At 69.6% G+C, this 25,927-nt stretch carries 26 protein-coding genes, 1 tRNA gene and 1 other RNA gene; 11 read left to right on the top strand and 17 right to left on the bottom strand.

Annotation, left to right across the window (positions count from 1 at the left end; genetic code table 11):
* Window positions 1-61: 61 nt before the first annotated feature.
* The 6 genes from L0M17_RS18470 to L0M17_RS18445 form a co-directional block, all read right to left on the bottom strand.
* Window positions 62-1,375, bottom strand: a complete 1,314-nt coding sequence (locus L0M17_RS18470) for an aspartate kinase (RefSeq protein WP_241055850.1) — start codon at window positions 1,373-1,375, stop codon at window positions 62-64.
* 88 nt (window positions 1,376-1,463) lie between these two features.
* Entirely contained in the window at window positions 1,464-2,489 is a 1,026-nt protein-coding gene (locus L0M17_RS18465; protein ID WP_241055849.1) for an isopenicillin N synthase family dioxygenase, read from the bottom strand.
* Window positions 2,490-2,562: 73 nt separating this feature from the next.
* The gene (recR, locus tag L0M17_RS18460; protein ID WP_241055848.1) at window positions 2,563-3,162 is read right to left on the bottom strand and encodes a recombination mediator RecR; all 600 of its coding nucleotides are present in this window, start codon (window positions 3,160-3,162) and stop codon (window positions 2,563-2,565) included.
* Window positions 3,163-3,204: 42 nt separating this feature from the next.
* A complete protein-coding gene (locus L0M17_RS18455; RefSeq protein ID WP_241055847.1) occupies window positions 3,205-6,177 on the bottom strand; it encodes a DNA polymerase III subunit gamma and tau in 2,973 nt (990 codons plus the stop codon).
* Between the two features lie 53 nt (window positions 6,178-6,230).
* Window positions 6,231-6,327, bottom strand: an RNA gene (ffs, locus tag L0M17_RS18450) — signal recognition particle sRNA small type.
* Window positions 6,328-6,369: 42 nt separating this feature from the next.
* Window positions 6,370-7,098 (bottom strand): hypothetical protein, encoded by a 729-nt coding sequence (locus L0M17_RS18445; protein WP_241055846.1) that lies wholly within the window; start codon window positions 7,096-7,098, stop codon window positions 6,370-6,372.
* Between the two features lie 167 nt (window positions 7,099-7,265).
* Between L0M17_RS18445 and L0M17_RS18440 the strand changes: the two genes are divergently transcribed.
* Window positions 7,266-7,970 carry a response regulator transcription factor gene (locus L0M17_RS18440; RefSeq protein ID WP_241055845.1) on the top strand — a complete coding sequence of 235 codons (705 nt, stop codon included), beginning with the start codon at window positions 7,266-7,268 and terminating at the stop codon, window positions 7,968-7,970.
* 10 nt (window positions 7,971-7,980) lie between these two features.
* The gene (locus L0M17_RS18435; protein ID WP_241055844.1) at window positions 7,981-9,327 is read left to right on the top strand and encodes a HAMP domain-containing sensor histidine kinase; all 1,347 of its coding nucleotides are present in this window, start codon (window positions 7,981-7,983) and stop codon (window positions 9,325-9,327) included.
* Here the strand turns inward: L0M17_RS18435 and L0M17_RS18430 are convergent.
* Window positions 9,305-9,640: a YqfO family protein gene (locus L0M17_RS18430; protein WP_241055843.1), complete on the bottom strand. Its 336-nt coding sequence runs from the start codon at window positions 9,638-9,640 to the stop codon at window positions 9,305-9,307. The genes L0M17_RS18435 and L0M17_RS18430 overlap by 23 nt on opposite strands.
* 110 nt (window positions 9,641-9,750) lie before the next feature.
* On the opposite strand from L0M17_RS18430, the gene L0M17_RS18425 reads away from it, so the two are divergent.
* Both L0M17_RS18425 and L0M17_RS22560 read left to right on the top strand, forming a co-directional pair.
* Window positions 9,751-9,835: transfer RNA gene (locus L0M17_RS18425), tRNA-Ser, on the top strand.
* A 320-nt stretch (window positions 9,836-10,155) separates the two neighbouring features.
* Window positions 10,156-11,316 (top strand): M23 family metallopeptidase, encoded by a 1,161-nt coding sequence (locus tag L0M17_RS22560; protein WP_308196900.1) that lies wholly within the window; start codon window positions 10,156-10,158, stop codon window positions 11,314-11,316.
* Between the two features lie 33 nt (window positions 11,317-11,349).
* On the opposite strand, the gene L0M17_RS18415 is transcribed toward L0M17_RS22560, so the two are convergent.
* Entirely contained in the window at window positions 11,350-12,240 is an 891-nt protein-coding gene (locus L0M17_RS18415; protein ID WP_241055842.1) for a Cof-type HAD-IIB family hydrolase, read from the bottom strand.
* Between the two features lie 181 nt (window positions 12,241-12,421).
* On the opposite strand from L0M17_RS18415, the gene L0M17_RS18410 reads away from it, so the two are divergent.
* Together L0M17_RS18410 and L0M17_RS18405 are read left to right on the top strand one after the other, a co-directional pair.
* A complete protein-coding gene (locus L0M17_RS18410; protein ID WP_043122642.1) occupies window positions 12,422-12,721 on the top strand; it encodes a type II toxin-antitoxin system VapB family antitoxin in 300 nt (99 codons plus the stop codon).
* A 12-nt stretch (window positions 12,722-12,733) separates the two neighbouring features.
* Complete coding sequence (locus tag L0M17_RS18405; protein ID WP_241055841.1) at window positions 12,734-13,384, top strand: LytR C-terminal domain-containing protein; 651 nt, start codon at window positions 12,734-12,736, stop codon at window positions 13,382-13,384.
* 49 nt (window positions 13,385-13,433) lie between these two features.
* Here L0M17_RS18405 and L0M17_RS18400 read toward each other — a convergent pair whose 3' ends face one another.
* Window positions 13,434-14,099 carry a TetR/AcrR family transcriptional regulator gene (locus L0M17_RS18400; protein ID WP_241055840.1) on the bottom strand — a complete coding sequence of 222 codons (666 nt, stop codon included), beginning with the start codon at window positions 14,097-14,099 and terminating at the stop codon, window positions 13,434-13,436.
* 135 nt (window positions 14,100-14,234) lie between these two features.
* Here L0M17_RS18400 and L0M17_RS18395 point away from each other — a divergent pair, with 135 nt between their 5' ends.
* The gene (locus L0M17_RS18395; RefSeq protein ID WP_241055839.1) at window positions 14,235-14,762 is read left to right on the top strand and encodes an HPP family protein; all 528 of its coding nucleotides are present in this window, start codon (window positions 14,235-14,237) and stop codon (window positions 14,760-14,762) included.
* Between the two features lie 405 nt (window positions 14,763-15,167).
* On the opposite strand, the gene L0M17_RS18390 is transcribed toward L0M17_RS18395, so the two are convergent.
* Genes L0M17_RS18390 through L0M17_RS18380 form a run of 3 tightly spaced genes read right to left on the bottom strand, consistent with a single transcriptional unit; the run spans window position 15,168 to window position 18,195 of the window.
* Window positions 15,168-16,328 carry a Gfo/Idh/MocA family protein gene (locus tag L0M17_RS18390; RefSeq protein ID WP_241055838.1) on the bottom strand — a complete coding sequence of 387 codons (1,161 nt, stop codon included), beginning with the start codon at window positions 16,326-16,328 and terminating at the stop codon, window positions 15,168-15,170.
* Window positions 16,325-17,443, bottom strand: a complete 1,119-nt coding sequence (locus L0M17_RS18385) for a Gfo/Idh/MocA family protein (protein WP_241055837.1) — start codon at window positions 17,441-17,443, stop codon at window positions 16,325-16,327. The genes L0M17_RS18390 and L0M17_RS18385 overlap by 4 nt, the downstream gene beginning before the upstream one ends.
* Window positions 17,440-18,195, bottom strand: a complete 756-nt coding sequence (locus L0M17_RS18380) for a sugar phosphate isomerase/epimerase family protein (RefSeq protein ID WP_241055836.1) — start codon at window positions 18,193-18,195, stop codon at window positions 17,440-17,442. The genes L0M17_RS18385 and L0M17_RS18380 overlap by 4 nt, the downstream gene beginning before the upstream one ends.
* 142 nt (window positions 18,196-18,337) lie before the next feature.
* Between L0M17_RS18380 and L0M17_RS18375 the strand changes: the two genes are divergently transcribed.
* Window positions 18,338-19,528 carry an ROK family transcriptional regulator gene (locus L0M17_RS18375; protein WP_241055835.1) on the top strand — a complete coding sequence of 397 codons (1,191 nt, stop codon included), beginning with the start codon at window positions 18,338-18,340 and terminating at the stop codon, window positions 19,526-19,528.
* A gap of 10 nt (window positions 19,529-19,538) precedes the next feature.
* Here the strand turns inward: L0M17_RS18375 and L0M17_RS18370 are convergent, their stop codons facing one another.
* The 3 genes from L0M17_RS18370 to L0M17_RS18360 form a co-directional block, all read right to left on the bottom strand.
* Complete coding sequence (locus L0M17_RS18370; RefSeq protein WP_241055834.1) at window positions 19,539-20,186, bottom strand: nucleoside/nucleotide kinase family protein; 648 nt, start codon at window positions 20,184-20,186, stop codon at window positions 19,539-19,541.
* Entirely contained in the window at window positions 20,183-20,623 is a 441-nt protein-coding gene (locus L0M17_RS18365) for a hypothetical protein (protein WP_241055833.1), read from the bottom strand. The genes L0M17_RS18370 and L0M17_RS18365 overlap by 4 nt, the downstream gene beginning before the upstream one ends.
* Before the next feature lie 66 nt (window positions 20,624-20,689).
* Entirely contained in the window at window positions 20,690-21,334 is a 645-nt protein-coding gene (locus tag L0M17_RS18360) for an SAM-dependent methyltransferase (RefSeq protein WP_241055832.1), read from the bottom strand.
* Window positions 21,335-21,462: 128 nt separating this feature from the next.
* On the opposite strand from L0M17_RS18360, the gene L0M17_RS18355 reads away from it, so the two are divergent.
* The 3 genes from L0M17_RS18355 to L0M17_RS18345 all read left to right on the top strand — a co-directional run bounded on the left by L0M17_RS18355 (window position 21,463) and on the right by L0M17_RS18345 (window position 23,852).
* Window positions 21,463-21,651 carry a DUF1918 domain-containing protein gene (locus L0M17_RS18355; protein WP_043122444.1) on the top strand — a complete coding sequence of 63 codons (189 nt, stop codon included), beginning with the start codon at window positions 21,463-21,465 and terminating at the stop codon, window positions 21,649-21,651.
* Window positions 21,652-21,778: 127 nt separating this feature from the next.
* Window positions 21,779-22,873 carry a baeRF2 domain-containing protein gene (locus L0M17_RS18350; protein ID WP_241055831.1) on the top strand — a complete coding sequence of 365 codons (1,095 nt, stop codon included), beginning with the start codon at window positions 21,779-21,781 and terminating at the stop codon, window positions 22,871-22,873.
* Window positions 22,874-22,883: 10 nt separating this feature from the next.
* Entirely contained in the window at window positions 22,884-23,852 is a 969-nt protein-coding gene (locus L0M17_RS18345) for an aldo/keto reductase (RefSeq protein ID WP_241055830.1), read from the top strand.
* 102 nt (window positions 23,853-23,954) lie between these two features.
* Here the strand turns inward: L0M17_RS18345 and L0M17_RS18340 are convergent, their stop codons facing one another.
* Entirely contained in the window at window positions 23,955-24,818 is an 864-nt protein-coding gene (locus L0M17_RS18340) for a type IV toxin-antitoxin system AbiEi family antitoxin domain-containing protein (protein ID WP_241055829.1), read from the bottom strand.
* Between the two features lie 253 nt (window positions 24,819-25,071).
* Window positions 25,072-25,875, bottom strand: coding sequence for a DsbA family oxidoreductase (locus L0M17_RS18335; RefSeq protein ID WP_241055828.1), 804 nt, complete (start codon window positions 25,873-25,875; stop codon window positions 25,072-25,074).
* Window positions 25,876-25,927: the final 52 nt, after the last annotated feature.

Below are 25,927 nucleotides of genomic sequence, written 5' to 3'. Positions count from 1 at the left end.
AACGAGACCGCAGGTCACCCCCTGCGGTCTCGTCCGTTTACTCGGGTTTGGGGAGGCGCTCCTAGCGCCCGGTGCCGCCGTAGACCGTCGCCTGTGTGTCGACGTCAAGGTCGAAGGCGGTGTGGATCGCCCGGACGGCGGCGTCGAGCAGGTCCGCGCGCGTCACAACCGAGATGCGGATCTCCGACGTCGAGATCATGTCGATGTTGATTCCCGCATCGGAAAGAGCCTTGAAGAACGTGGCCGAGACGCCCGGGTGTGAGCGCATGCCAGCTCCGATGAGCGAGAGCTTGCCGATCTCCGCGTTGTACTCGATGTCCTCGAAGCCGATCTCATCCTGGGAAGCCTTGAGCGCGTTGAGGGCGTTCGCGCCCTCGACGATCGGCAGCGTGAACGAGATGTCCGTCTTGCCCCGCCCGAAGGTCGAGACGTTCTGCACGATCATGTCGATGTTCGAGTTCGCCTTCGCGATGACCTGGAAGATCGCGGCTGCCTTGCCCGGGATATCCGGGACGCCGACCACGGTGACCTTGGCCTCGGAGCGGTCGTGTGCGACGCCGGAGATGATGGGCTGTTCCAAGGCGACTCCCTCGCTGATCGTGAACTTGTCCTCGGGGGAGGGCAGCACCCACGTCCCCTCGTTGTGGCTGAACGAGGACCGCACGTGCAGCGGAACCCCGAAGCGGCGCGCGTATTCGACGCAGCGCAGGTGAAGGATCTTGGCGCCCGAGGCGGCGAGCTCGAGCATCTCCTCGCTGGAGATCGTCTCGATCTTCCTGGCGGAGGGAACCACGCGTGGATCCGCGGTGTAGACGCCGTCGACATCCGTGTAGATCTCGCACACGTCCGCCTCGAGCGCCGCGGCGAGCGCGACCGCCGTCGTGTCCGAGCCGCCCCGGCCGAGCGTCGTGATGTCCTGGCTCTCGCGGCTCATGCCCTGGAAGCCGGCGACGATGGCGATGTTCCCCTTGTCGAGGGAGGTGCGGATGCGGTGTGGGTCGACGTCGATGATCCGCGCCTTGCCGTGCGTCCCGTCCGTGATCATGCCCGCCTGCGAGCCCGTGAACGACTGCGCCTTGTGGCCGAGCTTGTTGATGGCCATCGCGAGGAGTGCCATGGACATGCGCTCGCCGGCGGAGAGCAGCATGTCCATCTCCCGTGCGGGCGCGCTGTCCGTGATCTCGGCGGCGAGGTCCAGGAGTTCGTCGGTCGTGTCGCCCATGGCGGAGACGACGACGACGACCTCATGCCCCGCCTCGTGATAGTCCACGACCCGCTTCGCAACCCGCTTGACGCCCGCCGCGTCCGCGACGGACGAACCGCCGAACTTCTGGACGACAAGTTGCTTGGCGGGCAGCACAGGCGGCAAGGACATGCGGGCACACTCACAGGTGATGTAGGAAGCGACAGAGATTCGCGGAACATTCTATCGCCACGCCCGCATGCCCATGCCTACTGTGACGTCAGCCGACCAGCTCCGGGTAGTGCAGCCGCGCGGTCTCGGGGTGTGCCCGGAGCCAACCCTTCAGGACGTTCTCACCATAGGTGGAGAGCATCGGGTTGTCGGGGTCGTCCGAGACGCCTCTCGCCTCGGCGGCGAGTTCGGCGGGCAGTTCGACCTTGTCGATCACCGCGTCGAGGCGCGGCGACCAGAAGAATGGCACCGAGTAGCGGTCGACGTCGGCGGGCGGCGCCGTGACGCGGTGGATGGTCGCCATGAGGTAGCCGTCCGTCGCGACCTCGAGCATTTCGCCGAGGTTGACGACGAGCGCGCCGGGCGTCGGCGGCACGTCGATCCATTCGTCCTGGCCGTAGGGCTTGACCTCGAGGCCGCCCACAGAATCCTGGAGCAGCAGGGTCACGAAGCCGTAGTCCGCGTGCGAGCCAACGCCCTGGTTGCCTGCCTCGGGGACGACGCCGCCGCCCACGTAGTGCACGAGCTTGCCCATCCATGCCGGGGTACCCGAGAACTTCTCGTCGAAGTAGTCCTCGGGGAGCCCGATGGCGACCGAGATCCCGGCAAGCAGCTCAGCTCCTACCCGGGACATGAGCTCCGCCCATTCCATCGCTGCCTTCTCGAGTTCGGGGTACCCCGCCGGCCACTGATTGTGGCCCTGCAGCCGCAGGTAGGCCTGATCCTTCGGAACGTCGGCGAGGGGCTCGCGATCGGGTCCGTAGTCGATCTGCTCACGGGAGTCGGCGCGGCCCTGGGTCACCTCGGTGCCGAGCCGCGTGTACCCGCGGAACTGGGCGGACGAGCGGTTGTCCAGCGCGAGGCGGTCCTCGAGGGGGAGGCGGAAGAATTCCGCGACCGTGTCGAGGAGCTCCTGGTCCTGGCCCGCGCGGCCCCCGTAGCCGACCACTTGGAAGAAGCCGACGTTGTGGGCGGCGTCGCGCAGGGCATCGAGGAAGTCTGGCGTGAACTGCCCGTTCTCGTCCTTCGCGGTCGCGAGGTCGAGGATGGGCACGGAAGTGCGTGGTGTGCTCATGCCTCCAGCATGCTCCCCATCAAGATGGCGTCGTAATGTTTTGTCACACGTCATCTGGAGTCATCTGCGGTGGCTATCCGATCGCGCTGCGCCTGCCCTCGAAGGCCCGTCCGAGCGTGATCTCATCGGCGTACTCGAGGTCGCCGCCGACGGGGAGCCCTGAGGCGAGGCGGGTCACCTTGATGCCGATGCTCTGCAGCATCCGTGCGAGATAGGTGGACGTCGCCTCGCCCTCGAGGTTGGGGTTTGTCGCGATGATGATCTCGGTGACGGCATCGTCATTCAGGCGGCCGAGGAGCTCGCGGATGCGCAGCTGGTCCGGCCCGATTCCCGCTATGGGGTTGATCGCCCCGCCGAGCACGTGGTAGCGGCCGCGGAAGGCGCGAGTGCGTTCGACCGCCACCACGTCCTTCGATTCCTCGACGACGCAGATGACGCTCGGATCCCGGCGGGGATCGCGGCAGATCGAGCACGTCTCCTGCTCCGAGACGTTGCCGCAGATCTGGCAGAACTTGACGCGTTCCTTGACGGTGGTGATCGCGGCGACGAGCCGCTTCATGTCGTCGGCGTCCGCCTCGAGAATGTGGAAGGCGAGCCGCTGAGCGGATTTCGGTCCGATGCCGGGGAGCCTGCCGAGCTCGTCGATCAGATCCTGGACTGCGCCTTCATACACCCCACTACGCTACCGCCTCCGGGTCTCGCCCAAGCGCGGCTACTAGCGAGGCGGGAGGACCGTGCCGTCGAGCGACCGCTCCTCGAGGAGCTTCCCGCCGAGGATCCGCTCGACCGCGGCGCGACCGAACACCCCGGACGCCTCGACCGTTTCGTCGTCCGCGCTCGGGATGTCCTCCACGACCGGCTGCGTCCGGACACTCGCCGCCTGTGCGTTGGCCTGCTCCTGCGCTTGCTGCGCTGCCCGCCGCGAAAGCCGCTGGTACATGCTCAGGTTCTGGCCGACGTCGTCCGCTGGGCGTTCAGGCTGGCCGGGCCGGGGTGGCTGAGTCGAGGTGGGGCGAGGGGGCGCGGGCCGTTCGGCGGGTGCGCGCTGTTCCAAGGGTGCAGGGCGTTCCGGCGGTACGGGGCGCTCCGGCGCTGAGGGCGGCTGCGCGGCCGCGGGGGCGTACGACGGCGGGGCGTCCCGCTGCGAGGGCGGCGTCGCCTGTTGGGGGACCGCACCGGTGTTCGGCTCGCTCCCGACTGACCAGACACCGGGCGAGGATTCTCTCGCGTAGGCCCAGGGATCGCGGCTCGGCTCGCTCGTAACCGGCGCTGCGGACTGAGCCTCCCCCGGGCTGGACGGGCGGCTGGGCCGGCGACTCGACGGACGACCCGACCCCTCGTCTTCCGGCAGCGGCTCGTCCCAATCTGCCGCTGGCTCCTCGTCGTCATAGGGGATGTCCGCGTATGGGTCATCGGACGCCCGCCCCCGGTCGGGCTTGGTTTCGGGTGCGCCAACTGCCGGGCTGGGGTTGGTTTCGGGTGCGCCAACTGCCCGGTTGGGGTTCGTTTCGGGTACGCCAACTGCCCGGTCGGGGTTCGTCTCGGCGGTGTCGCGCTGCCCAGGCGAGGCGGGAGCGGTAGGTGCTCCCGCCGGCGCCGGGGCGAGCCCCCACGCAATGTCCGCGGCCGTAGGGGCGGGCGGATTGGCAGACGCTGCTGGCGACGACGCTGGTGCGCCGGCACGACCAGCTTCGGGTACGCGAACTGTTTCGGGTACGCGAACCGTTTCGGGTACGCGAACTGTTTCGGGTACGCGAACTGTTTCGGGTACGCCAACTGTTTCGGGTACGCCAACTGCTTCAGGCGCACGGGACCCCCGCGGACTGTCAGCCGGTGCTTTTGGGCCCGGCTCAGCTCCCCTCACACCGGCGGGAACGGGACCGTTTCCGCCCGTCGTGGCATCGATCTGGACGTCGACGCCGAGAACCTGCTGCACCGCTCGACGCACGTTGTCCGGATGGTCACCGCGCGAGAACGAGTTGACGGACCCCGAGTTGGCAAAGGCGAGGGTCAGCGTCCTCCCATCGAAGCCCGCGACGTTCGCGTTCTGGCTCACCAGAATCCACGTGAGGCGCTTGATCGCGGTGAGCGCCTCCAACACCTCTGGCCACGCGCGACGGAACATCTCGACGCTGCCCGAGCCACCACTCGTCGTTCCTGCCTGCGGGCTTGCCTCCTGCGGAGCCGACGAGGTCTGCGGGACCGAAGCAGCCGATGCGGCTTCCGGGGCCGGTGCGGCATGGACCCGTTGCGCTGGCTGCGGTCGCTGGGCCGGCTGCTCGGCCGTGGGCGCCGGTTCAGGCTCCGGTCGGGTCTGACGGGGCGCAGCCGCGACGGGCTCAGGCTCGGGTAGGGCGGGATGAGGCGCGTCCGCGGTAGGCGCAGGCTCGGGAGCGGGTACGGGTGAAGCGGGCGCAGGGGCGGCTGGAGCAGACTCCGCGGGCGCAGGAGCGGCTGGAGCAGGCGTGGGCGCCACAACCGCCGCCGCCGGGGCCGCAACCGACTCCTCGGCCGCACCGTGCTCGAACGAGAGCCGCCGCTCGAGCCGATCCAGCCGGGCCGCCAGGCCGTGGTCGCTGTCGGCGCCGGGGAGCATGAGCCGCGCGCAGAGAAGCTCGAGATGGAGGCGGGGAGAGGTCGCACCGGTCATCTCGTTGAACGCCGTGTTCGTGATGTCCGCGGCCCGCGAGAGCTCCGCGGCCCCGAGCGACTGGGCCTGCGTGCGCATCCGTGCGAGCTGGTCGGCGGGAACACCGCGCAGAATCGCCTCGGCGGCCTCGGGGAGGGCCTGGACGATGATGAGGTCGCGGAACCGCTCCAGAAGGTCCTCGACGAACCGGCGTGGGTCGTGGCCGGTCTGGATGACACGGTCGACGGCGCGGAAGACCGTTCCCGAGTCCCCCGCGGAGACGGCGTCCACAACGTCGTCCAGGAGCGCGGCGTGCGTGTACCCGAGAAGGGCCACGGCGAGCTCGTAGTCGATCCCGCCCTCGCCCGCGCCGGCCATGAGCTGATCGAGCACGGAGAGCGAGTCGCGCACGGAACCACCGCCCGCGCGGACCACCAAAGAGAGCACGCCAGGCTCGACAGCCACGTGCTCCTCGGCGCACAGCTTCTCGAGGTACGCCATGAGCGGCTCGGGCGGCACGAGCCGGAAGGGATAGTGATGCGTGCGCGAGCGGATGGTCCCGATGACCTTGTCCGGCTCAGTCGTCGCAAAGATGAACTTGATGTGCTCGGGCGGCTCCTCGACGATCTTGAGCAGCGCGTTGAAGCCCGCCGACGTGACCATGTGGGCCTCGTCGATGATGAAGATCTTGTAGCGGTCGCGCACCGGGGCGAACGTCGCCCGCTCGCGGAGGTCCCGCGCGTCGTCCACGCCGCCGTGGCTCGCGGCGTCGATCTCGATCACGTCGAGCGAGCCGGAGCCGCCCCGCGCCAGCTCGACGCAGCTGGGGCACACGCCGCACGGCTCCGGCGTCGGGCCCTTCTCGCAGTTGAGGCAACGGGCGAGGATGCGGGCCGATGTCGTCTTGCCGCAGCCGCGCGGTCCGGAGAAGAGATAGGCGTGGTTGACGCGGTCCTTGCGGAGCGCCGTCATGAGCGGCTCGGTGACGTGCTCCTGCCCGATCACGTCTTGGAACGTGTCCGGCCGATACCGGCGGTAGAGGGCAGTCGGAGAACTCACGGTGAAAACCCTACCAATCTGGACCGACACCCGAAGCGGGTTATCCACAGGTATGAAAAGGCCCCTCATGCACCCGCCAGAGCCCACCTACCCTTGCTACCTTCCGGTCCTGGGGGAGTTCAGCAGGATGACGCCACATGAGGGGCTGGGTTCCATCTTAGCGGAGTCCGAGGGGTGCCTCGAACCGGCTCGTCAGCTCCCGGTCGTCGCGCTCGGCGCGGGAGTTGCCGGAGCCGGGGTGCTCGGAGCCGGGGTGCTCGGCGTCGGAGTCTTCGCGGCTGCCTTCTGGATGGCCTGAGCGAGCTTCTGCACCGCCGCGCCGTAGGCGCCGTTGAGCGCGCTGTCCTTGATGGTCTGCGCGTCCGCGACCTCCTGGGCCGCCGGGGCGCCGGCGAGCGTCCAGACGTCCTGCTGCATCTTGGCGGGCAGATGCCGGAACGCGGCGGGGAAGCGGTTGATGGCGGCGCGGGCCGCCTTCTGCGCGTTCTGGCCGTACTGGGCCGAGCCGTCCTGCCTGATGATGACGGCGAGCACGCGCCGCAGGGCAGCGCGCGCCGGGTGCTGGGCCGTGGCCTTGGCGGACGACGACGGGGACGGCGTCGCGTTCGCAACGGGAGCGACGACGGCGGCCGGCTGGGCGACGTCGTTCCGGCCGCCCGGGGATGTGACTGCAGCAACGTCGGCATTCAGCCCGTCGAGCGACGTCAGGCTCGCGAGCGACGCACCGCCGTCAGCCGCGGACGAAGCAGCCGCTGTTCCCGCCGTCGGCTGCTGGTGGGCTTCGAGGGCGACGGCGACGCCTCCGCCCGCGAGGAGGGCCGCCGCGAGCGTTGACGCAGCTCCCGCCTTCCAGCGGCGCGAGCGCGCCTTCCGGCCGGCAACGTCGAATCTTCCGGTGTCCTCAATTGTTCTGCGGTCCATAGCAGTGTCCTTCCACGAGCGCTGCTCCGGTGGTGTTCCGGGCTACAGTCCGATACTGCCCGGGGACCGCAAGGGACGTGTTCGGCCCATGTTCGAGGAATGTAAAGTCTCCCGAGCCAGCCGCCGCACCCGCGATGCACGGCGTCGTCGTGCGCTTGAATGGTGGCGTGGACAACTCCGGCGAGGGGCGGGGGCTCGTGCTCGTGGTCGAGGACGAGCATGCCATCGCGGACCTCGAACGCCTCTATCTGGCCCGAGCGGGATTCGGGGTGCACGTCGAGCGGGACGGCGCTGCTGCGCTCCAGCGGATTCGGCAGCTGCGGCCGGTTGCGATCGTCTTGGACGTGGGCCTGCCGGGGATCGACGGCGTCGAAATCTGCCGCCGTCTGCGCGAAGACGACGACTGGACGCCGGTGATCTTCGTGACCGCCCGCGACGACGAGGTGGACCGCGTCCTCGGCCTCGAACTCGGCGCCGACGACTACCTCACCAAGCCGTTCTCCCCGCGCGAGCTCGTCGCCCGCGTCCGCAGCGTGCTCCGTCGGGCGGCAGGTCCGCAGGCGCCGCGCATCCTGACTCTGGGCCAGGTCCGGCTGGACCTCGACCGGCGCACCGCCGAGGCCGACGGCCAGCCGGTGCAGCTCACCGCACTCGAATTCGACCTGCTCGCGCACCTCATGAGCCAGCCAGGGCGCGTGTTCAGCCGCGAGCAGCTCCTCTCGGCCGTGTGGGGCCAGGCCGATTACGGTGGCGGCCGGACCGTGGACGTCCACATCGCGCAGCTGCGCGCGAAGCTCGGCGAGGCGAGCCCGCTCAGGACGACGCGCGGCGTCGGCTACAGCGCCTCGGCCGAAGGCGGGGCCGGGACGTGAGGAAAGCGCGATGAGGAAGTGGCTGCGGTCGCTCTACGCGCGCGTGACTCTCGTGACAGTCGCCGTGGCAGCGGTGGCGACGCTCGTCGCAGGGCTCGTCGGCGCCCAGCTCATCCGCTCCGCCGCCGTCGACCAAGCCCGCGCAAGCCTCGCGCGCCAGGCTCAAGCCCTGAGCGCATCCGGGTCCGTGACCAATCTCGCCTCGCTCCGTGAACTCGCCGTCGGCGAGGCCGGGCGCATCGCCCTCGTGAATCCGGACGGCACCGTGAGCGGGGCGGGCCGGAAGTACGTGAGCCGGGCGGCGGTCGCCAAAGTCCTCTCGGGCGGGTCCTTCTCGCAGACCGAGACCGTGAGCGGGACGCCGGTCGTCGTCGAGGCCCGGCCGCTCTCGGGCGGGGGCGGGCTTGTGCTCGTCGAACCGGTCTCGGCCGTGAATCAGGCGGCGGGCCCGCTCGTGACCCGGCTCCTCTGGGCTCTGCTCATCGGCTTCGCGTGCGCGGTCGCGGGGGGCGCGCTTGTGGCCAGTTGGGTGGCACGGCCGCTCGTGCATGTCGCCGGAGCTGCGCGGCGGCTCGCGGGTGGCGAACGCGGTGTGGCGGTCGACGGCGGGGGGCCAGCGGAGGTCGAGCAGGTCGCCCACGCGCTCGGGGCGTTGGACGCCTCGCTCGCCGCGAGCGAAGGCAGGCAGCGCGAATTCCTGCTCTCCGTCTCGCACGAGATGCGGACGCCGCTCACGGCCCTCCGCGGCTACGCCGAGGCGCTCGCGGACGGAATGATCCCGGGCGAGGACATCCCTCGCGTGGGCCAGACCCTCGGCGCCGAGGCCGGCCGGCTCGACCACTTCGTGAGCGATCTTCTCGAACTCGCCCGCCTCGAGGCCGACGACTTCAGGGTGGACCTCCAGCCCGTCGACGCGGCGGCCATCCTGCCCGCCGTCGTCGAGGCGTGGCGTGGCGTGGCCGGCTCTGCAGGCGTGGTGCTGCGCATCGAGGTGCCGGGGCCGCTTCCCGTCGTGACGGACGCGCGCCGCCTCCGGCAGCTCCTCGACGGCCTTGTCGAGAACGCGCTCCGGGTGGTTCCCGCCGGAGCGCCCGTGGTGCTTGCCGGGCGGCGGGAGGGGACCGCCGTCGTCCTCGAAGTGCGCGACGGCGGCCCTGGGCTGAGTGAGGACGACCTCGCCCACGCTTTCGAGCGCGGGGCGCTTCATTCGCGCTATCGGGGGGAGCGGCCGGTGGGAACGGGGCTCGGGCTCTCGATCGCGCAGCGCCTTGCGGGCCGGCTCGGAGGCCAGCTCGTGGCCGGAAGGGCTCCGGAAGGCGGGGCGTGTTTCGCGGTCAGGCTTCCGATGGGAGGCTGATGTCCACCGGAAAGGTCATGAAGGCCGGCGTCTCGTACGGGTGTGCCGCGATCAGCGCCCGGACGATCACGTTCCGCTCTCGCCGCGGGTAGATCGCCTCGATCCGGGTCTCGGGAACCTGCTCCGGCTCGCCGACGCTTCCGATCGCCGGCTCTGCTCCGTCGAGGGGAGTAAAGCGGCCCATTCCGTCGACGCTGAAGCTGCACGCCGCGTAGTTCCCGAGGCGACCCGCGCCCGCCTCAGCGAGCGCGCTTCGGAGACCGTCAGCGTCGGCGGTCGGGACGTAGACGACAAGGCAGTCGAACTCCTCCATGCCGCAAAGTCTCGCACGGGCCGATTCGGAGCTTCCGGCAACCTCGGGTATTCTAGAGTCTGCTCTGCACAGGGGCGCTCGAACGGGCGCGGCTGTGAGCGGGGCAATCTGGAGGATTCGCCTAGCGGCCTATGGCGCACGCCTGGAACGCGTGTTGGGTTCACGCCCTCGGGGGTTCAAATCCCCCATCCTCCGCCGAATCGGCCCCGGAATCGTTGCGATTCCGGGGCCTTTTTCGTGGCAAACGCCCTTTCGCGGAGAAGCCCTCTTCAGGGCGTCCTGACGGCCAGAAGCCGTCCTCGCGATAAGGGACGCTTCGCCTCGAACCCCTTCATGCCCATCGTCTGGCGCAGATCTGCTCTTCCCGCTCCTACTTTCTTGACAAGCTGTCGAAGCGCTGTGTGACTCTGTCAACATCTAGCGGGATCGCTCTGTGTAGCTAACAATGGAGCCATTCGGCGCGAATTTACTTGGATAGATCATGCCGAAAAACGCATGACTGATTGGGGAGTCACGTGGAGCAGCAAACCGGTGCAGGACGTCAGATCGGTCGTCGAGGCTTTGTAGGCCTGCTCATCCCGATAGCCTGTGCCGTTTGCGGAGCCAACGCCGCCTTTGCGGATTCGGGGAGCTCCGACACGGTGCGCGCCGATCCGAAGGCCACCCTCGCCTTCGACCGCCCGGGCGTCAGCTCGATCCCCGCAGGCACACACTCTGGCACCGTCATGGTCGCCTCAGCAGACCTTCCGCGACCCGCCAAAGGGCAGCTGTACGCTCCGCTCGAAACCCTCGTCGCCACCTCGCCCTTCGGCTACCGGATCAACCCCCTGACGGGCCAGCCGGGCGAGTTCCATTGGGGCCAGGACTTCGCGGCTGCGGAGGGCACGCGCGTCTACGCGGCCGACGCCGGCTTCGTTCAGGCTGCTGGTTGGCACCCCTGGGGCGGTGGGAATCGGGTCGAGGTCAACCACGGCAACGGCCTCGTCACCACTTACAACCACATGCACGCCTGCGCCGTGAAGGCAGGGGACACGGTGCAGCCGAGTCAGGTTGTCGGTCTCGTGGGCCATACGGGCAGCGCGACGGGCCCTCACCTCCACTTCGAGACCCACGTCAATGGGGTCTACGAGGACCCCATGAAGTGGACGTACATAGCGATCAAGCAGACAGACCCGGTCATGAATCTCACCCTCACCGATTACACGCCCAAGGGTGGGCAGACCCCGGCGAGTCAGAACTGGAGCGTCCCGACGACCCTCGACGAGCCAGCCCCCGGAGAGACGATCCAGAAGGCGCCGGCACCCAAGCCGACCGCTCCCGGCCCAACCGCAGCCCCCACACCCAGCCACTCGGCCGGTGCAGCGCCGGCCTCGAGCCCGACCCCCACGTCGAAGTCGACCTCAACCAGCCCGTCGTCGTCCGCGGCCCCTAGCGCCACGGCAAGCCCCAAGCCCACAGCGAGCCCGACGCCCACACCAACCCCGTCGCCGACGCCGAGCCCGACACCGACGCCGAGCCCGACACGGACGCCGAGCCCAACACCGTCGCCCACCGCGACGGCCGACCTCTCACCGTCACCGAGCCCGACGTCGTCGGCCACGTCGGCGACGGCGACTTCGACTCCGACGCCAACGGCGACAGCGACACCTACCCCGACACCGACCGCCACACGCTAGTGCCGCTTCGGGCTGGCCGTCGGCTGGCTTCGGCTAGCGCTTGGCGAGAACCGTGTGGCGCCACTCGCGCAGGAAGGCGAGCCCGGCGTCGTCGTGGATGACCTCGGGACCGAGCCCGAGATATCCCGCCGTGAGGATCTCGTACGGCTTCTCCGGGACGCCGTCCTCGGGGCGGACGTCAACGTGGGAGACTTCGTGGTCGTTGTGGTGGAGCCAGTCGGCCATCGCGTAGTCGGTCCGAGAATCGCCCATCGTGAACCACGCGTCCGGCACGATCCCGTCGCGCCGCAGGAGCTCGCACGCGCGGCTCGCTCCCAGGTCCTTGCCGAGCCGGACCGACTCGATGTCCGTTGAGATGATCGTCGGATCGACGCGGTAGTCGACCGTGTCGTCTTGGCCCGGAAGGTGGTGGTCGAGCCGCACGGCGCCGAGCCCGAGACGGCCCATGATCGCCATCGCATCCGCGTCGAAGTGCTCCTGGACGGCGCGGTATTCGCTGTTGGCCACATCAATGCGCTGCTCGACCGAGACCATCGCCCGCTTGGTCTCGTCGAAGAACATGTAGTCCGCGTACTTCTCCTCGACGAGGCGGCGGACCTCGTCCGCGAAGCCGACAGGGACGGCGAGCTCGCGGTCCACGCGGACCGGCGTGGCTGTGGCCCCCGAGAACGAGAACCATGTGGCCCCTTTCTCGCAGATCGCATGCACCGTGAGCGAGGACGGCATCCCCTCGGCCAGCATCGGCTCCATCACCTGCCCCGCGATGAAGGCGTCCGACCGCCCCGTGTTGAAGACGAGCGGAATCCCGGCCTCGCCGAGCTCGAGCAGGAGCGAGATGATCTCGGGCTTGACGGAGCGGCTCACCGGGCTCGCGATCGGGCCGTCGACGTCGAGCAGGAGGGCAAAAGGGGGTCGGAGATCCATGCCTCCCATTCTTTCAGGCGCAGCACCGCGACTGGCGCCAGCAAGGAACGCGACGAACGACGGCGGCAAATCGGCGTCGTTCGCGGCCGTGCCGAAGCGATCCGTAACCGTTCGGCCACAATCCCTGAGGGGCGCCGCATGCTGCATGACGCTTAGACGAGCGCCTGTCTACGCTAGTCGCGTGATCTTCAAAGCTGTGGGGGACGGCCGCCCCTACCCGGACCATGGGTACCACACCCCCAAGGACTGGGCTGCCCTCCCGCCGCGTCCCGTGCGGCTCGACGAGCTCGTCACCACCAAGCGCACCTTGGACCTCGAGGCCCTCCTCGCCGAGGACTCGACCTTCTTCGGCGACCTCTTCCCGCACGTCGTCCAGTACCAAGGGGTCCTGTACCTCGAGGACGGACTCCATCGCGCCCTGCGGACGGCCCTTCACCAGCGCACGGCCATCCACGCCCGCGTTCTCGACCTCGACTCCTGAGCCGAGGCCGCCATGAGCCGCAAGCCCAAGGACCTCACCGTCTACCACGGGCACCACGTCATCGACGGGGAGCAGCTGCGTTCGCAGTTCGAGGCGGAGCAAGACGAGCAGGAACGCCGGCGGAGCCACTGGCGCAGGGTCCGGCACGGGGTCTTGCTCACGCTCCTGCTGCTCCTCGTCGTCGCCGGCTCGACGGGAGCCTGGGCCATTCTGACCGGCCGCATCGTCCTCACGCCGCAGGCCGCCTCGCCCGCGCCGACGTTGGGGTGCCCTGCCGGTCCTTTCGACTACGCTCCTCCGCCGTCCGTCCACGTGAACGTGCTCAACGCCGCGGGCCAGGAGGGTCTCGCGCGCAGCGTCGCGGACCAGCTTAAGCAGCGGAAGTTCGTCGTCGGCAAGGTCGCCAACTCCACGACGGACGGAGCGCCGCCCGCACTCATCGTGTCCGGGCCGGCAGGCGAAGGGGCTGCCTTCACGATCCAGCGCAACGTACCCGGGAGCGTCTTCACCCTCGATTCGCGGGGCGACTCGAGCGTGGACCTCATTCTCCTGCCCGGCTTCGCGGGCCTCAAGGATCCGGGTCTGGTAGACCAGACGCCCGGGGGGCTCGCCTGCGTCGGGGCCACCCCAAGCCCCGTGCCGCCCGGCAGCCCTGGGCCGTAGCCGGCCGCCCTGTGCCGTAGCCGGCAGCCCTGCGCCGTAGCCGGCCGCGTCAGCCTTTGACCGGGCGCCCGATCTCATCGAATCGCGCCCCCACGCCGAGCTGGATGAAGCGCACGGTGGCCTCGGTATGACGATCGTGCCTTGTGCCCGGTTCGTGGATGCCGAGGTCCGGAGCTCCGCCGTCGCCTTCCCTGCGCCCACGGTTCGCGCTCGCGGCGAGCGAACCGAGCACGAGCTGGGCGAGTTCGTCGAGGTCGGCTCGCGGGATGTAGCTCTCCTCCATGCATGCTCGGAGGATGTCCCGCAGCACAGCGTTGAGCTCGCCTACATGGTCGCCGAGCTTCGCGAACGACGAGGGCGAGAGCACTGCCCGCATCGCGGGTCCCGGCGGGAGATGGCGGCGGGAAAGGTCCTCAACCTGGGCACGGATGTAGACGGCGAGTCGGTCAACGGGATTGTCGAGACGGCTGAGCTCGTCCTTCAGGTCACTCAGGAAGCGGCCGGTCTCGTCGAGGGCGTAGCCGATGAGGAGCTCTTCGAGATCCGCGTAGTAGTTGTAGACGGCAGTCCGTCCGACGCCGGCTTGCCGTGCGACGTCGGTCATTGTCAGTCCAGGGAGGCCGCGCGTGAAGAGCAGCTCACCGAAGGCCCCGAGAATGCGGCGCTGAGTGAGCGCGCGCTGAGCGGCGTTCGATTCTGCCTGAATGCGGGGCATAGCTTCATTTTAAGTCGATGTGTCAGCAAAGGGAGACTGTCCGCGCCGATCTCCCGGATTCCGTTGCTCGGCACCGGGTAGCGCGAAGGTGGACGTAGTCCATGGGCGGACGGGAGGCCAGGGATGCTGGGTTGGGTGACGGAGAGGCTCGGGTCGCTGGGCGCCGGGCTCTACGCTGGAGTGCTGTGTCTTGTGGTGCTCGCGATAGCCGGGTTCGTGGGCCTCGGGCTGCACGAACCGTGGCTATTCCCGAGCCTCGGCCCCACCGCGATGATGTTCTTCGAGACGCCGCAAGCGAAAACGTCAAGACCGCTGGACACGCTGGTCGGGCACGGGGTTGCGCTCGTGGTCGGGATCGCGCTGTTCTTTGCGTTCGGGCTGGACAGGCTCCCGTCCGCACCGAGCGGTGGCCTGACCCTCGGGCACGTCCTCGCCGGCGCCCTCTCGGTCGCGGTCACGACGCTCATACTTTCATGGATCAAGCTGCCTCACCCTCCCGCAGGGGCGACCACGCTCATCGTGAGCCTCGGGATCCTGCGGGGCTTCCCGGCGTGGGGCACGATGGCCGCGGCCATTGTGCTGCTCACGGTGGTGGGCTGGGGGCTCAACATTCTGCTGCACGAATACCCTGCGCGCCGTTTCGAGCCGGCAGCCAAGCAGTGACGGAGGGCGGGCTTGCGGGGCTGGGGCCGGCTGGCTGGCGGGGGCGAGGCCGACTGGCTGGCAGGGGCTGGCTTCCACACCGCAGTGACAGTCGCGGCCCTTCCCGCCCGTTTCTGTGGGACGGAACTCGCGCCTGACCGAGACACGCCGCGTCCTCGAGTGATTGGCAAATCACAACCGGGCGGGAGCGCGAGGACGGCGCCTCGACCCGTCGCCCCAAGACCGTTTCGGGTACGCCAACTCCTCCCCAGAGCCGTTTCGGGTAGGAAGAGCTCCACCCGGAGCGGTCTGGGAGGGGAGTTGGTGTACCCGAGAGGGTCTGGGAGGGGAGTTGGTGTACCCGAGACGGTGGGGGCGGTGGGGTGCAGGTGGACAGTTCTACAGCTGGACCGTGGTGGATTTGGGCTACAGCTGGACCGTGGTGGATTTGGCTGCGGCGGATTCCTCGATGGCGGCCAGGACGCGTTGGACCTGCAGGCCGTCCTCGAAGGAGGGCGAGGGCGGGTTGCCGTCACGGATCGCCAGCAGGAAGTCGCGGATCTGGTGGGTGAACGTGTGCTCCCACCCGATCACGTGGCCCTGCGGCCACCAGGCCTCGAGGTACGGATGCTCGGGCTCGGTGACGACGATCCGCCGGAACCCCTGCTCCTGAACCGGTCCGGACCCATCGAGGAACTCGAGCTCGTTGAGCCGCTCGAGGTCGAACGCGAGCGAGCCCTCGGAGCCGTAGACCTCGATCCGGAGCGAGTTCTTCCTGCCCGTAGCGACCCGCGAGGCCTCCACCGAGGCGAGGGCCCCGCCTGAGAGCACGAGCGTTGCCCAGGCTGCGTCGTCGACCGTGACGTCTTCGGCCCCGTCCCGCCCCGGCCGGCGGCCCACGAAGGTGTGCAGCCGCCCGGAGGCCTCCGTGACGGTGTCGGAGAGGAGGTACTGGACCTGGTCGATCGCGTGCGAGGCGATGTCCCCGAGCGCCCCGGACCCGGCGGTTTCCTTGCGGAGCCGCCACGTCATAGGCGAGGAGGAGTCGGCAAGCCAGTCCTGCAGGTAGGACGCGCGCACCTCCCGCACCACCCCGAGCCGGCCGTCCGCGATGAGCTTCCGCGCAAACGCGAGGGCAGGGACGCGCCGGTAGTTGAACCCGACCATCGACTGCACCCCGCGGCCCCGTGCCGCGACAGCCGCGGCGACCATGGCCTCGGACTCGGCGAGCGCGTTCGCCAGCGGCTTCTCCACGAGGACGTGCTTGCCGGCCTCGAGCGCGGCGATCGCGATCTCGGCGTGCAGCCAGCCGGGGGCGCAGATGTCCACGATGTCCACATCATCCCGGGCGATCACCTCGCGCCAGTCCGTCGCGGACTCGGCCCACCCGTACTTCGCCGCGGCCTCGGCAACGGCGTCCGGGTCGCGGCCCACCAGCACGCGCTGCTCCACGGCGGGGACGTCGAAGTACGCCCCCACGTTCCGCCACGCCTGCGAGTGCGCCTTGCCCATGAACGCGTACCCGATCGCGGCGACCCCGAGGGGCCGCCGCGGCCCGGCCCCGTCGGGGAGGCCGGGTGCGCTCATGCGAGCACCCCGTCGAGGGTCGCTTCCTCGGGCGCCCAGTCCTCGGGCAGGGGAGCGGACGACGGCGCCGAGCTGGCGACGTCGGTGAACGCACCCGAGTCGATCGACTCGGAGACCGAGACCATGGTGTCCAGGACGTGGTAGGCGAGCTGGCCCGTGGCCCGGTGGAGCTCGCCTGCACGGATGGAGCGGGCCATGTCGAGAACGCCCATGCCGCGCCCATTCGCGGGGCCGGTGGTGGGGATCTTGGTCCACTCGTGCTCGCCGGCCTTGCAGATCTCCAGGTCTCCGTCGAAGTAGTTCGGGTCCGGCAGCGAGAGCGTGGCCTCGGTGCCGGTGATCTCGATGAAGCCCATCCGGGTCCGGGGGGACTCGAAGCTGAAGATGCTGTGCGAGGACGCGCCGGACTCGAACTGTGCGAGGGCGCTCACGTGCGTGGGGACCTCGACCTGGAACTCCTCCCCGGCCTTCGGCCCGGAGCCGATCACGCGGGTGGCCTTGGCCTTGGATCCGAGCGCGGCGACGCGGCGGATGCTGCCGAACGTCTGGATCAGCGCGGTGAAGTAATAGGGGCCCATGTCGAACAGCGGGCCGGCCCCGCGCTGGAACAGGAACGCCGGATTCGGGTGCCAGGACTCCGGGCCCGGGGTCTGGAAGACCGTCTGGGCCGTGAGGGGAACCCCGATATCGCCGCGCTCGATCACCCGCCGGGCCGTCTGCAGGCCAGCACCGAGGAAGGTGTCCGGGGCGCACCCGAGCCGCAGCCCGGCGTCGTCCGCTTCCTGCAGCAGACCGAGCCCGCTCTCGCGGTCGAGCGAGAAGGGCTTCTCGCTCCAGACGTGCTTGCCCGCGCGCACCGCGGCGGTGGCGACCTCGACGTGGGCGGCCGGGATCGTGAGGTTCACGATGATGTCCACGTCCGGGTGGTTCAGTGCCAGCTCGGGGGAGCCGTGCTCGGCGATCCCGTACTCCTCGGCGCGGGCCTTGGCCGCCTCGGGGAACAGGTCCGCGATCACATGGACCTTCAGGTCCGGGAACTTGGTGAGGTTGTCAAGGTACTGCTTGCTGATGACACCGGCGCCGATGACGGCGACGCCCACGGGTCCGCGGCTCATCGGGCGGCCTCCTCACCGACAGGGGCGCCAGCCTCGAGGTACCGCAGCGAGGCGGCGACGCCCTCGAAGATGTCCCCGGAGTAGTCGTCGAACTCGACGACCCCGACCTCGAGGTTCTTCACGGCAGCGATGACACCCCAGATGTCAACCTTGCCTTGGCCCGCGGGCTGCTGGGCCTTGCGGTCCTCGTTGACGGGCCCGTCCTTGAGGTGGACGGCGACGACGCGGTCGCCGAGCCGCTGGAGGACTGCGATCGGGTCCTCGCCGCCCACGGCCACCCAGTACGCATCCACTTCGAGGACGACCTCTGGGTCGAGAAGGGACGCGAAGAACTCGAGCGCGTTCGTTCCCTCGACCTTGGACTCGAGCTCCCACCAGTGGTTGTGGTAACCAACGCGGATGCCGTACTCCGCGCCCTTCTTCGCGGCCTCATTCAGGCGGGCGGCGGTGTCGCGGATGGTCTCGGCGTCCTGCCACTTCTCGGCCGGGACGAACGGATCGATCACAGTCCCTATGCCGAGGCGCTTGGCCGCGGCGAAGATCTCGTCCTGATCGGCCGAGAGCAGCGGGGCGTGCCCGGTCGGGGCGCTGATGCCGTTCTCCTCGAAGGCCGCGGCGAACTCCTCGGCGCGCTCTGCGAACTTGTACGGCTCGGCCATTGTGTAGCCGATCTCCGCCAGCCGGCGTATCGTGCCCGGCAGGTCCTCCTCGATCGCATCCCGGACGGTGTAGAGCTGGACTGAAAAGGCCATGGGACAAGTCCTCTCGTGTAGGCGGGGGTCAGCGCAGCGCTGCGTGATCTGCTTCACTTGCGAGCCTAGAGGCACTTTTGACGATGCGCAAGCAAAAGTTGAAGGGTCGACGTACGGAAGTCGCTGTGGGACACTAATCCCCATGGCAGACGACGGACGCTCTGGTCCCCGCGCCGGCGACCTGTTCCAGCTCCTCCGCGACGGGAAGCCGTGGACGCGGGCGGAGCTTGCGACGACCACGGGGCTCGCGCGCTCGACAGTGGCCGGCAAAGTCGACCTCCTGCTCAGCTCTGGCCTCGTAGTGTCCGTCGGCGAGGCCAGCTCGAGCGGCGGCCGTCCGCCGTCCCGCTTCGCGTTCCACGCCGAGGCCCGCACCGTGCTCGCGGTCGACGTCGGCGCGAGCCACGTCCGGGTTGCCCTCACCGATTTGAACGGCGAGGTGCTCGCCGAAGAGCGCGAGGCCATGCCCGTCGCCGCTGGCCCGGAAGCCGTGCTCGGCTACGTCGTCGAGTCCGGCGAGCGTCTGCTCACCGCGACGCGCCACCCCGAGAGCCTGCTCGCCGGCGTCGGCATCGGGCTCCCGGGGCCGGTCGAGCATGCAACGGGACGGCCCGTGAAGCCCCCAATCATGCCTGGCTGGGACGGGTTCGACGTCGTCGGCTTCGTCCAGCAGTCCCTGCGCGTCCCGGTTCTCGTGGACAACGACGTCAACATCATGGCACTCGGCGAGCGCGCCGGGTTCTGGCCCGATGTCGACGACCTCCTCTTCATCAAGCTCGCTACCGGCATTGGCTCCGGCATCATCAGCAGCGGCAATCTCCAGCGCGGTGCCGACGGCACTGCCGGCGACCTCGGCCATGTGCGCGTGGCGAGGGGCGACGGCGTCGTATGCCATTGCGGGAATGTCGGCTGCCTCGAGGCGCTCGCCTCGGGGGAGGCCGTCGCGCGTTCCCTCGCGGAGCAAGGGGTAGAGGCGCGCAACGGCGCGATGGTGGTCGAGCTGGCCTCGCATGGCAACAGCGCCGCGATCCAGTCCCTGCGGCAGGCCGGACGCGACATCGGCGAGGTGCTCGCAACCTGTGTGAACCTGCTCAATCCGAGCGTGATCGTGATCGGCGGCTCGATGGCTGCCGCGGGGGAGCACGTCATGGCCGGGGTGCGTGAGGTCGTGTACCGCCGCTCGCCGCCGCTCGCCACGACGAACCTGCGGATCGTCCTCTCCCGCGCGGGCGAGCGGGCTGCCGTCATGGGCGCGAGCCAGCTTGTCTCCCAGCACGTGCTCTCGCCGGCCGGCATCGAGGCCGCCCTGCTGAGCATGGCGACGGCGGGCTGAGTCGACCTGCCTACCCCTCGACGACCCTCAGCACCCTGTCGGCGCGTGCGGCCGTCGTCGCGATGAGGGCGGCGTTCGCCTCGTCCGTCCCGAGAGCCCACGCCCGGGCGGCGTCGGGGCTCTTGCCGAAGGCGACGTGGCGCGCGACGAGCCGTTCCCGGCGCACATCCGGCTGCGGGTCCAGGAACCAGCACTCGGTGAGGCAGGCCCGCACCCGCGGCCACGCGCCGTCGTCCGCTAGGAGGTAATTCCCCTCGGTGACGACGAGGGGGACGTCGGGCCGCACCTCTATGCTTCCGGCGATGGGCTCCTCGAGGTGCCGGTCGAAGCGCGGCGCATAGACGATCTCGCCCGGACGCTGCTGCCGGATGCGTTCGAGGAGGGAGGCGAAGCCAGCGTCGTCGAAGGTGTGGATGGCGCCCTTGACGTGGCGGAGGTCGCGGGCGGCCAAGACCGCATCGGCCAGGTGGAAGCCGTCCATGGGCACGAGCACTGCGCGCTCCGGGCCGAGCGCCTCGACGATCCGCTCGCCGAGCGTCGATTTCCCGGCGCCGGGCGCCCCGGTGATGCCGAGGATCGCGCGCCGATCAGGGGATGCCAGCCGGGTGGCGGCACCGATGAGGTCCGCGACGGTCGCCGCTTGGACGTCTGCCGTCATGCGTGCACGCGGGTGAGCACCGTGATCCCGAGGATGACGAGCGCCGCGACCTTGACGAGCTCGAGCCCCACGTACCAGAGGTGCAGGCTGTGCCGCGGCATGGCGTCGCTGACGTTTCCGCTCGCGTAGCGGCGGTCCATCCGCGGGCGCAGGACGGCGATGTCGAGCACGAGGACGACGACGAGAACCGCCATGAGCACGACGGCGGCGGCTGGCGTCCCGCTGCCCAGGGCGACGAGGCACACGATGGCGACGACCGCGAGGACGCATTCGGCGACGTTGAGCGCACGGAACACGAGGCGGCCGATCCCGACGCCGAGCTCGATCGTGACCCCGGGCGCTCGGAACTTGAGCGGTGCTTCGAGGAACGAGATCGCGAGCACCATCCCAAGCCACACGAATACCGCTGCCGACACCACTGCTGTCGCCACTGTCACGCTTGTTCACCTCGAAGGAAGGGAGTCGATTCTGCCCTTTCGAGGTTAGTCCTAGTTTCCTGGGCTTCAGGCCGCCCTCACGCGGCGGGCCCTCAGCACGGCATCCGTCATGACCGCCTTCTGGCCCTCCGGCCCCGTCACTTCCCGCTCCTCCGACGTCACCGTCTCGAGCTCCCACCCGCCGGCCCGCAACCCTAGGGTCATGGCGAGCTCCTCCGCCCTCGGAAGCTCCGCCTCGTCCGCGTGGCGGTGCCTTGCCCACGGCGGAAAGGCGGTGTGCCCGACGACGAGCAGCAGGCCGCCCGGTGCGACGGTCTCCGCGGCGCGGCGGAGGATCCGATCGCGCGGCAGCTCGACCGGCGAGTGCAGGAACTGGGCCGAGACCAGGTCGTATTCGCCCTCCGGTTCCCACTCGGCGAGGTCGCGTTCGAGCCACTCCACGCGGCTCGCGACGCCAGCGTCTTCGGCGTGCTGCCGGGCGCGGGAGAGCGCGACGGCGGAGACGTCCACCCCCGTGACGGTCCAGCCGCGCTCGGCGAGCCAGATCGCGTCCGCGCCCTCGCCGCACCCGAGGTCAAGGGCCCGCGCGGGGGCAACCGTCTCGACCTCACGGACGAGCGCCGGATTGGGCTTGCCGCTCCAAACGCGTTCGCGCTCGCTGTAGAAGCTGTTCCAGAACTCGGAGGGGCCCTCAGTGGTCTCGGTGTCCATCCACCACTCCTATCCGTGGGCAGGCATGGTGCGCAAGAGGCCTGGCATGGGGACCCGGGAGAGGCCTTCGTGGACCCTTCCGTCTGGCAGTGCCGCTACGTACCCTCGGGGCTAGGAGGTGATCCGCGATGAACGCTGTGCAGGGAGACCGCATCATCATCCACGGCCGGACGGTGGACTCCAAGGACCGGCACGGGGAGATCGTCGAAGTCAAGGGGACCAACGGGGATCCGCCCTACGTGGTCCGCTTCGACGACGGGCACGAGTCCGTGGTGTTTCCGGGCGGCGACTTCTCGATCGAGAAACCGACCAGCTGACACCGTCCCCACAATTCCAGGCCCTCCCCGTGTGAATCCTGCGCGAATCCCGCGTGAAATCCACGGAGGCGGGTAGGGCGTACTGAGCCGACCGAATCGAGTTGGAATCGAGTCGAGGAGGAACCACATGCATGCCCTCAGGGACTTCGCCGAAGCCCTCCGTGAAAGTGGCCCCTGGTGCACCATCCACGCGGACGTGAGCACCGGAACCGTGAGCAGCCTCGAGGCGACCGAGGTGTTGGGCGACAACATGGCCCGGCAGCTCGCCGACGCCGGCGCGAGTCCCGAGGACGCCAAGGCTGCGGGCCGGCTGGTCTGGTCCGCGAAAGGCGCAGCCGGGCCGGTCTCGCGTTTCGTGCTCATCCGCAACGGTGAGGCGGTCGTGGACGAAGTCCTCCCGGGCGCGCCGGCCCAGCCCGTGGTGGAGTGCGGGGCGATCCCGAATCTGCTCCCGCTTGCAGCGGTGCGCGGCGGGGACCTCGAGTACCTCGTAGTCGAGGTCGAGCGCGCAGAGGCCAAGATCGCCCGCCACCGCGCCTCGGCCCGCGGCCCTCTCGACCACCAGGAGATGACGGGCGAGACCGAGAACCTGCGGAAGGTGCCCGTGGGCGGCTGGTCGCAGGGCAAGTACCAGCACCGCACAGAGGAGATCTGGCGGCGCAACGGCGCCGACGTGGCGGCCGAGATCAACCGGATCGTCGAGGAGGGCGACGTGCAGCTCGTCGTCATCTCCGGGGACGAACGCGCACGCCAGATGGTGCTCGACGCCCTGAGCGAGCGTGCCGCTGCCCTCGCCCAGACCGTCGACATGAACTCCTCCGCTGCCGGGGCAGACCGCGAGCGCTTCGAGGAGGAGGTCGACGCCGTCGTCGCGGGTGTCGCCGCACGGCGCCAGCACGAGATCCTCGAGCGCCTCGTCGGAGGGCTCGGAAGTGTCGCTGCCGGCGACTGGACGGAGACCCTCAGAGCGCTCCAGCAGGCGCGAGTCGACACCCTGCTCCTCTCGCCGGAGGTCGCCGAGGGCCGCACGCTCCTCGCACTGGGAGCCGAGCCGTGGATCGCCACGGACGAATCCGAGTCCCTCGGCGCCCCCGTCCTCGGGAACGTGGACGCATCCGCAGCCCTCCTCCGTGCAGCCGTCCTCACGAAGGCGGACACGGTCCTGTTCCCGCGGGGCGCCCTCGACAACGGCGAGGCCGCAGCCGCGCTCCTGCGGTGGTAGGACTGGACCTATGGACTACACACGTCTCGGCAACACCGGCCTCGAAGTCTCTCGCCTCGCCGTAGGCTGCATGAGCTTCGGCGACCCGCAGCGGGGCAACCACCCCTGGAGCCTCCCCGAGGAGGAGAGCCGCACACTCATCAAGCAGGCGGTCGAGGCCGGCATCAACTTCTTCGATACAGCCAACGTCTACTCGGCCGGCAGCAGCGAGGAGATCGTGGGCCGCGCGCTCGCGGACTTCGCCGACCGTGACTGGATCGTCCTCGCCACCAAGGTCCACGGCCGCATGCACGAGGGGGCGAACGGCGGCGGCCTCTCCCGCAAGGCGATCATGAGCGAGATCGACGCGAGCCTCCGCCGTTTGGGAACCGACTACGTGGACCTCTACCAGATCCACCGGTGGGCCCCGCACACGCCCATCGAGGAAACGCTCGAGGCGCTGCACGACGTCGTCAAGGCCGGCAAGGCGCGCTACATCGGGGCTTCCTCGATGTGGGCGTGGCAGTTCTCGAAGGCCCAGCACCTCGCCCGCGCGAACGGTTGGACCCCCTTCATCTCGATGCAGGACCACTACAACCTCCTCAACCGCGAGGAGGAGCGCGAGATGTACCCGCTGTGCGCGGACGAGGGCGTCGGGGCCATCCCATGGAGTCCCCTTGCGCGTGGCCGCCTCGCCCGCGAATGGGGGACGACGACGAACCGCACCGAGACCGACCAGTTCGGCCGCACGCTGTACCACGAGAGCGACAAGGCGATCGTCGACGCCGTCGGCCGCGTCGCCGACCGCCGGGGAGTCGCGCGTGCGCAAGTCGCCCTCGCCTGGGTGCTGCGCAACCCCGTCGTGGCCGCGCCGATCGTCGGGGCGACCAAGAGCTCCCATCTGGAGGACGCCATCGCCGCCCTCGAGATCGAACTCGACGACGCCGAGGCCGCGGAGCTCGAGGAGGCTTACACGCCGCACGAGCCCGCCGGCTTCTAACCCGCGGCCAGCGTCCGGGCCGTTGCCGGGGCCAGGGGCCGCGCTGATTCTGCCCAGCTTTGAACGAGGCGGCGGCGTGTCGACCACCGACACGCCGCCGCCTCAGCCGTTTCGCACCGCAATCCCGGTCGGAAACCCGAGCATCCGAGCCACCTCGGCGACGAACGCCTCGGGCCGATGCACCACATCGGCATAGCTGTAGCGGAAGACAGGGTGGCCGCGCAGCTGCGCCGCCCGGTCCCGCCGTCGATCCTTCTCGCGCTGCGCACGCTCCTCGTGGCTCTTTCCGTCGAGCTCGAGGATCAGCCACCCCCCCACGAGCGAGTCGACCCACCCGACACCCTCGATCTCCACCTGCGTCTCCACGAGGAAGCCCGCGCGCCGCAGATGCACTCTCGCAAGGGTCTCGATCGGTGACTCCGACCCGCTGTCCACGAGGTCCAGAACCGCGCGGGCCGGCGCATTCCGGTTCCCGGGCAGCCGCTCCCGGATGAAGTCCATGGAAAGTCCCTGGCGCATCGCCGACTCGGCGATGAGGAGCGCCTCTAGCTCGGGGAGGCAGCGCACCGCGTGGAGGACGACGTCGGCCAGACCCAGCACCGGGGCGTACGGGTCAGACGGGACCCAAGTGTCCCGGTGGATGACTGCGGTAGGCGGCTCCGCGCCGGTCCGCCTGAATAGGTGAAAGCTCTTCGGCTGCCGGTTCGAGGCGGGGAGGGTCCACAGCCCGTAGAAGTCCGCGGCCGAGGCGCACGTGAGCAAAGAGCGTGTGCGCCGGGCCGCGACGAACACAGGGTCGGCGTTCGGGAGTGCGTAGAGCCCCTTTCGCACGCGAACCAGATCCCCACGGACGACGGCGGCCCTCACCTCGCGCTCGGGAACTCCCCTCGCGAGCAGGTCACACAGGCGGCAGACGCCGTGGAACAACCGCATGAGGTGGCCCAGCCGGCCCGAAGAATCGCCCATGCGGCCATCCTCGCCGCCAGCCACCCGCCGTCGTACGCGATCTCAGCCCTATGTGGATAACTCAGCCCGCGGATTCCAACCGACTTCCAAGCCGAGCTGCGGCGTGTGGGCGGCGACACGCCGTGGAAAGGCAGTCTGGCGCATTCAATCCCGGTGGGAATCCGAGAGGGGTCAGGGTCAGCGAAGGCCCGGGGTCAGAGGGGGGGCGAGGTGGTCGGCGCGGAGGCGAGGTGGTCGGCGCGGGGGCCCGGGGTCAGCAGCCGTCGGGGCCGCAGACCTCGCCGTTCAGACCGTCGTCGGCCGCGCCGCCCGTGCCCGTCGTGCCCGTGCCGGCCCCCGTGCCCGTCGTGCCCGTGCCCGCCGTGCCCCGGCCCTCGCCCGCATCCGCTGACGCGTTCACCATGACCAACGGGTTCGACTCGCGCCACGCGGTGTCGAGGGCCTGTGCGAAGAGCTCCGACGGTTGGGCGCCGGAGACGCCGTACTTGCGGTCGAAGACGAAGAACGGCACCCCCTGAATTCCCAGCATCTGGGCTTCCCGGATGTCCGCGTGCACGGCGTCGCGGTAGGTTCCGGCGTCGAGCGCTGCGGCGATGTCCGCCTCGGCGAGCCCGGCGGCGGCCCCGACCTCGACGAGCACTTCGCGGCTCCCGATGTCCTTCCCCTGCTCGAAGTGGGCCGAGAGCAGCGCCTCCTTGACGGCGTCGGCCGCTCCCTCAGTTCCCCGCGCCTTGGCGAGGTGCAGCAGCTCGTGGGCCGAGAAGGAATTGGCGACGACGATGGTGCTGAAGTCGTACGCGAGGCCCTCGCCGGCTGCGACCTGCGTGACCTGCTCGAACATCTGCGCGACGCGGTCCGCCGGCATGCCCTTCCGCTGGCTCAGGTACTCGAGCTCGGTGCCGTCGTAGTGCTCTGGGAGCGAGGGGTCGAGCTGGAAGCTGTGCCACGTGACCGTCACGTCGTCCTTGTGCGGGAATTCTGCGAGGGCCTTCTCGAACCGGCGCTTTCCGATGAAGCACCACGGGCAGGCGATATCAGACCAAATGTCAACGTTCACTTGTGTGCAAAGGCGCAATGCGTGGCCTCTATTCCCCTTGAGGCAAACGTGC

This window comes from Sinomonas terrae (assembly GCF_022539255.1).
Lineage (GTDB): Bacteria > Actinomycetota > Actinomycetes > Actinomycetales > Micrococcaceae > Sinomonas > Sinomonas terrae.
The sequence above is the reverse complement of the archived record's forward strand: the minus strand, read 5'-3'. Positions and strand labels throughout refer to the sequence as shown.

Bases quoted from the DNA above. Each gene is read 5' to 3' on its own strand.
- L0M17_RS18360 (WP_241055832.1), bottom strand. From the start codon at position 21,334: ATGGACACCGAGACCACTGAGGGCCCCTCCGAGTTCTGGAACAGCTTC.
- L0M17_RS18385 (WP_241055837.1), bottom strand. From the start codon at position 17,443: ATGAGCCGCGGACCCGTGGGCGTCGCCGTCATCGGCGCCGGTGTCATC.
- L0M17_RS18405 (WP_241055841.1), top strand. From the start codon at position 12,734: ATGAGCCGCAAGCCCAAGGACCTCACCGTCTACCACGGGCACCACGTC.
- L0M17_RS18415 (WP_241055842.1), bottom strand. From the start codon at position 12,240: ATGGATCTCCGACCCCCTTTTGCCCTCCTGCTCGACGTCGACGGCCCG.
- L0M17_RS18390 (WP_241055838.1), bottom strand. From the start codon at position 16,328: ATGAGCGCACCCGGCCTCCCCGACGGGGCCGGGCCGCGGCGGCCCCTC.
- L0M17_RS18465 (WP_241055849.1), bottom strand. From the start codon at position 2,489: ATGAGCACACCACGCACTTCCGTGCCCATCCTCGACCTCGCGACCGCG.
- L0M17_RS18355 (WP_043122444.1), top strand. From the start codon at position 21,463: ATGAACGCTGTGCAGGGAGACCGCATCATCATCCACGGCCGGACGGTG.
- L0M17_RS18380 (WP_241055836.1), bottom strand. From the start codon at position 18,195: ATGGCCTTTTCAGTCCAGCTCTACACCGTCCGGGATGCGATCGAGGAG.
- L0M17_RS18340 (WP_241055829.1), bottom strand. From the start codon at position 24,818: ATGGGCGATTCTTCGGGCCGGCTGGGCCACCTCATGCGGTTGTTCCAC.
- L0M17_RS18375 (WP_241055835.1), top strand. From the start codon at position 18,338: ATGGCAGACGACGGACGCTCTGGTCCCCGCGCCGGCGACCTGTTCCAG.
- L0M17_RS18430 (WP_241055843.1), bottom strand. From the start codon at position 9,640: ATGGAGGAGTTCGACTGCCTTGTCGTCTACGTCCCGACCGCCGACGCT.
- L0M17_RS18435 (WP_241055844.1), top strand. From the start codon at position 7,981: ATGAGGAAGTGGCTGCGGTCGCTCTACGCGCGCGTGACTCTCGTGACA.
- L0M17_RS18370 (WP_241055834.1), bottom strand. From the start codon at position 20,186: ATGACGGCAGACGTCCAAGCGGCGACCGTCGCGGACCTCATCGGTGCC.
- L0M17_RS18350 (WP_241055831.1), top strand. From the start codon at position 21,779: ATGCATGCCCTCAGGGACTTCGCCGAAGCCCTCCGTGAAAGTGGCCCC.
- L0M17_RS18345 (WP_241055830.1), top strand. From the start codon at position 22,884: ATGGACTACACACGTCTCGGCAACACCGGCCTCGAAGTCTCTCGCCTC.
- L0M17_RS18445 (WP_241055846.1), bottom strand. From the start codon at position 7,098: ATGGACCGCAGAACAATTGAGGACACCGGAAGATTCGACGTTGCCGGC.
- L0M17_RS18470 (WP_241055850.1), bottom strand. From the start codon at position 1,375: ATGTCCTTGCCGCCTGTGCTGCCCGCCAAGCAACTTGTCGTCCAGAAG.
- L0M17_RS18400 (WP_241055840.1), bottom strand. From the start codon at position 14,099: ATGCCCCGCATTCAGGCAGAATCGAACGCCGCTCAGCGCGCGCTCACT.